The sequence below is a fragment of the Endozoicomonas sp. SESOKO3 genome, from assembly GCF_024606255.1.
In genome coordinates this window covers 1-1,002 of sequence record NZ_JAHHPR010000726.1, presented here as the reverse complement: position 1 = coordinate 1,002, position 1,002 = coordinate 1, and the positions used below count along the sequence as shown (strand labels likewise).

1 protein-coding gene is annotated in these 1,002 nt (G+C 44.5%); it reads right to left on the bottom strand.

Going from position 1 to position 1,002, the window contains the following annotated elements; genetic code table 11:
• Positions 1-1,002, bottom strand: a 1,002-nt coding sequence (locus tag KDK18_RS12800) for a hypothetical protein (RefSeq protein ID WP_257255316.1), incomplete at both ends; no start/stop codon positions are given.

Sequence of the window (1,002 nt, the reverse complement as noted above, 5' to 3'; positions counted from 1 at the left end):
TTAACTCCCGATTTTCTATTCTTAACCCTTGAACTTCTTCAGTTAACGCTTCAATCCGTTGCGTTTTTTTCTCTTCTTTTTCCTGAGCGCGTCTTTTAAGCTCAATGAGAAGGGAGCCGTCGGTCGAATGTTTACTCAAGAAGTTCTGATTTATCCCCGACACCTCCAAATCGGATCGGTTATGTGCCCCACCGGCTTGATGATCACCGCATGAGGGTCTCGCCATCAGTCGCTTTTGGGAAGAGATATCTTGCTGATTCGCAAGGACAGTCCGTTTTGGCCTTGCTCCCTGCTGTAAGTATCTCAGAGAGTCAGAGGAACAGCTGGTAGAGCCAGAGGCTCTGTGGTAGCTATTAAATTGCCGGATGGGATCAGTGAACCTATTACCATTGCTGGCAGTTGTATCGTTGGCGGTATTACCACTGTGACTGATGACAGGTTCTATTAAAGGCACTTGTAGTGAATGGGAATTATGTGCCTGCCTTATCAGCTCATTTGAAAAGCGTGCTAATTCATGGCGTGATGGGTGCTTTTTAAGTTGTATAAAGGTATCGCGAAAAGGGATGGAGAATGTCAATGATGGCGCAAAAATCATGATATCACGGCTTATGACAGAATCTGACAGTTTCTCTAACAGTTCACGAATAAATTCAAGTGGGTTTGAATAGAGCAGGAACAATTGAACGAAATACTCAGTAAAGCAGCATTTTTCAAATTGTCCTATGGGTGGCTGCTGGTCAGATTGATTGACTCTGTGGATTATATCCTGAACAATCTTATACAAAATCCTTAGGTTGTTGTCGCCAACTTCGTGCAGTGTCCAGTCAGGTAGTATGATCGGTCGAAGTGAAGACAGAATATCAGGGTCATTCAAAGTACGTGTTTTATCGGTTGTAGCTTCTATCAGCTGCCTGATAAACCGGTTGCGCTTTGAGTTTTCATAGAATGAACGCTGCAGGTCCAGTGCCGCCTCAAGAGGCGTGACAGGATTACCCTTGGTGT